The organism is Tunicatimonas sp., assembly GCF_049647865.1.
Taxonomy (GTDB): Bacteria; Bacteroidota; Bacteroidia; order Cytophagales; family Cyclobacteriaceae; genus Tunicatimonas.
Window position 1 is genome coordinate 1 of record NZ_JBARYM010000639.1, and the last position, 3,006, is coordinate 3,006.

Annotated in this window: 4 protein-coding genes; 2 read left to right on the forward strand and 2 right to left on the reverse strand. The window is 43.7% G+C overall.

The features are described from left to right. Together WBA23_RS18775 and WBA23_RS18780 are read right to left on the reverse strand one after the other, a co-directional pair. The coding region (locus WBA23_RS18775; RefSeq protein ID WP_424583816.1) for a DUF2400 family protein at nucleotides 1-353 on the reverse strand (353 nt) is incomplete at its 3' end. Next, nucleotides 346-936: a hypothetical protein gene (locus WBA23_RS18780; RefSeq protein ID WP_424583817.1), complete on the reverse strand. Its 591-nt coding sequence runs from the start codon at nucleotides 934-936 to the stop codon at nucleotides 346-348. The genes WBA23_RS18780 and WBA23_RS18775, both read right to left, overlap by 8 nt. Before the next feature lie 284 nt (nucleotides 937-1,220). Between WBA23_RS18780 and WBA23_RS18785 the strand changes: the two genes are divergently transcribed. Then, nucleotides 1,221-1,904 (forward strand): Crp/Fnr family transcriptional regulator, encoded by a 684-nt coding sequence (locus WBA23_RS18785; RefSeq protein ID WP_424583818.1) that lies wholly within the window; start codon nucleotides 1,221-1,223, stop codon nucleotides 1,902-1,904. Between the two features lie 56 nt (nucleotides 1,905-1,960). Then, entirely contained in the window at nucleotides 1,961-2,857 is an 897-nt protein-coding gene (locus WBA23_RS18790; protein WP_424583819.1) for a hypothetical protein, read from the forward strand. Nucleotides 2,858-3,006 lie beyond the last annotated feature (149 nt).

The window sequence follows — 3,006 nt, forward strand, 5'->3', positions numbered from 1 at the left end:
GAATTATGTTGCTGATAAAAATGGCGAAAAAACGCGATGAAATAAAGAGCATCGGTGGCGTTAAACGTGCGGTGCTTAAAATTGAGAAAAGGCTTGAGATCATCTTCTTGATGATGCAAAATAAAATCGTGCGGAGCATTATCCATGTAGGAAAAAAACTCTTGGCACTTATTGATGATTGTTTTGCGTTGCCCCCAGGCCAGCACTGCCGCTATGAAACCACTAATTTCAATATCCTGCCTCTTCTGATACTGATGGGGAATGCTGATCGGATCGCTTTCAATAAACGCCGGACGATTGTAGCGGTCAAACTGTTCTTCTAAAAAATCACGCAGTTCTTCAAACTTACGCATGTAGCAGCCGCTCCTGCGTTAGCCGCAGTTCGTGTTGCTCCTCTCCATCCTGCCAGCTTACTACAATGCCTCGCCCCGATTCTTCAACGTTCCAGCTAAACGATTTAATGGTTTCGACGTACTTTAGCTGCCCAGTTTTCAGATTTAAGAAAACCAAATCAAAGTCAGGCAATTCTTTAGGGATTACGGTATTGAATTTCTGCAACAGCACTCCATCGAAGCAGGGATACTTGAAGTCGCCGAAAAAGTCTTTGGCTAATGCTTCGGCATTGTCGGGAATAGCCCGCAACTTATAATAAGCCGGACCGAACATAATTTCCTCCTTTAGCAGCCGCTCAATACGTAAATTATCGCTTTTAAAAAACGATTGCCAGCGAGAAGCTGTTGGCCGGGGAGCAACTTCCTTTCCAACATTAGGAAAGATTTTCCGAACCAGCGAGGTAAGCATCCACGACAATGTAGAGAACACCCAAACCACCCCGACGAACAGTAGCGAGAAGACCATGATAATCGGATAGAATACAGAAAAGATTCCGGTCCAGATCCAGTTAAGAATTTTTTTGGAAGGTGTTTGTTGCGACATCGGTACAGACTAAAGCGTGTAATTGTATTAAGTATAGTATACAAAATTACAACTCAATAAATTCCGAGTTGGTTTTTAGATTAATTTCATCAGTTCATAGATTCTTAAACCAGTAAGTGACAATTTGTACGCTTACTCTTTCGTAAATTTCACAAAAGTTTCACAGCCCGCTTACATTTCGATAACATACGCTGAGGTAGGCAACTCTTAAGTGTAGAAATCGGTATTCTGTATAGAAGCCGACATTATTGCGCGAAAGGCTGCCGACAAACCGGACTATTTATATGATGAATACCGAAACAAATTACTGGTTCTTTGAAGAAGTGAATTTTGTCAATATTTTCTGCCCCCAAAGAATTGTGGAGTTAGATGACCAGATTGAGCACCGGGAGTATCAGAAAAATGATAGTGTTTATACCATTGGTGAGCCTTCAGAGTACGTCTATATCGTTAAGCAGGGACGGGTAAAGGTCGGAATGTATTCAGAAGATGGGAAGGAGATTGTGAAGACGATTCTTACTCCCGGTGAAGTGTTCGGGGAAATGGCCCTGACCGGAGAAGACAGTCATCGCGATTTTGCAGTAGTACTAGATAATGACACGATTGTTTGCCCAATGACACTAGATGATATGCGAGCTCGGATGGCCGATAATCAAGAGTTGAGCTTGAGCATATTTAAGTTGGTAGGTAAGCGAATGCAAAAATTGGAGCGGCGCATTGAACTACTGATTTCTAAAGATGCCCGCACTCGGGTGACAGAATTTCTGCGCGATATGGCCCAGGAAAAAGGCCGCAAGGTAGGCTTTGAAACTATGATTCCCAACCACCTCAAGCACCAAGATATTGCTAGCCTCACCGGAACCTCGCGGCAAACGGTAACGACTATTCTCAATGAGTTGAAGGAAAAAAACATCATCAACTTCGACCGACGTAAAATTTTAATTCGTGATTTAGAGCTATTACGATAGTGGCTCCTGTCCGCCTGCTGACCTAACTTCTGTTCAGAGTAAATGAATCTTGTTATATGAAAACTCTACTCCGTTTCATCGCTCTCGCACTACTGATAGTCGCGGTTAGTCCCGCTTTCGCCCAAACCAATTTGCAACAGTACACTCCCTCAGTATTACTGAATAAAGGGCAGTGGGAGTTCAAGCACTTCACCAATGTGTATACCCAAACCAAAGCCTTTGACGACCAGCTTCGCAAAGATGATCAACGGATAGATGGCCGACAAACATTTGCTACGGGAATTAATCAATTTATGTACGGCATCAGTCCTAAATATTCGCTTGGGTTAGATGTTTGGGTGAAGTACGTTAACATTAACGACGGTCAGGGGCAACGCAACCGAGTTGGCCTCACGGGAGTTGGTCCTAAAATTAAAATAGCTCCATTCAAGAATGCTTCGCGCTTGTCATTTCAAAGTACCTTTCTGATTCCTGTTTCGGGTGATACGGAAAGTCGGGCACCTGATACCATGTATCCGGGCTTGTTTCTGGAGTTTGATCGCTTCTTATGGATCAACGAAGCCTTCTACGACATTCCCTTGTCTTCTAGCACTCAGCTATTCGTTCGGGGATCAGTGTGGACGTCGTTTCCTCGAAACTCCTTTCGTATGCAACCTTTTATTGAGACTCCTATTACCGCGTTTTTCAACTACTTTCCAAATTCCCGGCTCACCTTATACACCTCGCTGGAAGCTTGGATCAAGCACGTTGAAGATTTTCAGGACGAAAATGGGATGAACGCCAACCGAGTCAAATTCTTTAGCTCTTTCTTCTCCCAAGCTGGGCTAGGCGCAAAATACCAAATTATCCCTGGACTGTTGGAGGGGGAGTTACTATATACCAACTTCTGGCTAGGCAGTCCTGGTGAGGGAGCCGGACAGACCTTTAATTTCGGACTGAGGGTTATTCATTAATCTACCTTCTCTAAAGACAGCCATTTCTTATTTCCAATTCATATAAGGTACGGGGCATAGCGGTTGGGCTATGATGAGTGGGGATTAGAAAGCACTAACCTTTCGTCTCGCACATAGCCACACCTTGATTTAAATTTATTACTTGTGGC